This is a genomic window from Frankia sp. CcWB2 (assembly GCF_977927585.1).
In genome coordinates, this window is record NZ_CDWRCM010000073.1 from 10,454 (window position 1) to 12,530 (window position 2,077).

Annotated in this window: 3 protein-coding genes; all 3 read left to right on the plus strand. The window is 75.9% G+C overall.

Annotated elements, in window-relative coordinates:
- On the plus strand, positions 1-1,123 hold a 1,123-nt coding region (locus tag ACY45C_RS10055; RefSeq protein ID WP_462187357.1), incomplete at its 5' end, for a VWA domain-containing protein.
- Positions 1,120-1,728, plus strand: a complete 609-nt coding sequence (gene cobO, locus ACY45C_RS10060) for a cob(I)yrinic acid a,c-diamide adenosyltransferase (RefSeq protein WP_462187358.1) — start codon at positions 1,120-1,122, stop codon at positions 1,726-1,728. The genes ACY45C_RS10055 and cobO, both read left to right, overlap by 4 nt.
- Positions 1,722-2,077, plus strand: a 356-nt coding sequence (locus tag ACY45C_RS10065; RefSeq protein WP_462187360.1) for a nucleotide-binding protein, incomplete at its 3' end; no start/stop codon positions are given. The genes cobO and ACY45C_RS10065, both read left to right, overlap by 7 nt.

The following is a 2,077-nucleotide window of genomic DNA, read 5'->3' on the forward strand; positions in this document are numbered from 1 at the left end:
ACCGGTGAACGGTGCGCGCCCCGATGACGACCCGCCCGACGGCGGCGGTTCGGGGGGCGCGCCCGGTGGTGACGGCGGTCCCCACGGCGGCGGCGGTGCGGGGGACGGGAATGGCGGGAATGGCGGGGACCGGTGGTCGGCACGACTGTCCCCGTCCCCGTCGATGTCTCCGTCGATGTCTTCGACCGCGATGGCGGCCTCGACCGCGGCGGCGGCCTCGACCCGGCTCGCCGGCGCACCGGCGGCGGCGTTTCGGCCGCGGCTGCTCACCGTCGCCGGTCTCGGAACCTCCTCGGGAACCACCGGGCGTCGGTCCCCGGCCCGCGGCAGCCGCGGCGCGCTCGTCACCACCGCCGCGGACGCACCCGGCCTGCATCTGCCGGCGACCCTGCTCGCCGCCGCCCCGTTCCAGGCCTCCCGCGGCCGGTGCGGACCTGGCCTCGTGCTGGTCCCGGCGGACCGCCGTGGCGCCGTGCGCGTCGGCCGGGAGGGCAACCTGGTGCTGTTCGTCGTCGATGCCAGCGGGTCGATGGCCGCCCGCGCGCGGATGACCCTGGTCACCACGGCCGTGCTGGCCCTGCTCGTCGACGCCTACCAGCGCCGCGACCGGATCGGGGTGATCACTTTCCGGGGGTTGGGGGCGGAGGTGGTGCTCGCGCCGACCTCGAGCGTGGAGGTGGGCGCGGCCCGGCTGCGCGCGCTGCCCACCGGCGGGCGGACCCCGCTGGCCGCCGGGCTGGGCCTCGCCGGTGAGGTCCTGCGCGCCGAACGGCGCCGTGATCCGGCGCGGCGGGCCTTGCTCGTGGTCGTCACCGACGGCCGGGCGACCGCCGGGGGCGACCCGCTGCCGGTGGCCCGCGCGCTGGTGCGCGCCGCCGGTAGCGCGGCCGGACCGGCGACGGGCGGGCGGGCGGGTACCGGGGGGCGTGGCGGTGGAAGGCGTGGCGGCGGCCGGGGTGAGTTGAGCAGCGTCGTCGTCGACTGCGAGAACGGTTTCCTGCGCCTGGGCCTGGCCCAGCGGCTCGCGGGCGCCCTCGGCGGCATCACGATCCCACTGGACGCCCTGCACCATCTCACTCCTCGCGCGGCGTCCCGCACGACGTCCGGGGAGGTGGCCTGTTGACGCCGCAGGGACAGCCCGAGACCGTCCCCGACGACGGGCTGACCACCCGCCAGCGCCGCGACCGGCCGCTGCTGATGGTTCACACCGGCGACGGCAAGGGGAAGTCGACGGCCGCGTTCGGTCTGGCGTTGCGCGCCTGGTCACAGGGCTGGCCGGTCGGAGTGTTCCAGTTCGTCAAGTCCGCGAAGTGGCGCATCGGCGAGGAACGCGCGCTGCAGGTACTCGCCGACTCCGGCCAGGGCGGCCCGGTCACCTGGCACAAGATGGGCGCGGGCTGGAGCTGGGTGCGCGAACGGGTCGACCCGGACGGTGACCCAGGTGCCGCCGCCCGGGAGGGCTGGGCGCAGATCACCCGGGACCTCGCCGCGCAGACCTACCGGCTGTACGTGCTCGACGAACTGACCTACCCGTTGCGCTGGGGATGGCTCGACGTCAACGAGGTCGTCGAGGTCCTGCGCTCCCGCCCCGGCCGTCAGCATGTCGTCGTCACCGGGCGGCGCGCCCCCCGGGAGCTGCTCGACGCCGCCGACCTCGTCACCGAGATGACCAAGGTCCGCCATCCCATGGACACCGGGCAAAAAGGGCAGCGGGGCATTGAATGGTGAGCGAGCTCCGGGCGGAGATCGACATTCCCCGGCTGGTTCTCGCCGCCCCGGCCAGCGGCGCCGGCAAGACGACGGTGACCACCGGGCTGATAGCCGCGTTCACCGCCCGCGGCCTGCGCGTCTCCCCGCACAAGGTCGGCCCGGACTACATCGATCCCGGCTACCACGCGCTGGCCTGCGGCCGGCCGGGCCGCAACCTCGACGCGGTGCTCTGCGGCGCGGCGCGCATCGCCGCGCTGTTCGCCCACGGGGCCCGCGGCGCGGACCTCGCCGTCGTCGAAGGGGTGATGGGCCTGTTCGACGGGGTGGCCCGTCCCGGTCCCGGTGAGCAGGCCGACCATGCCTCCAC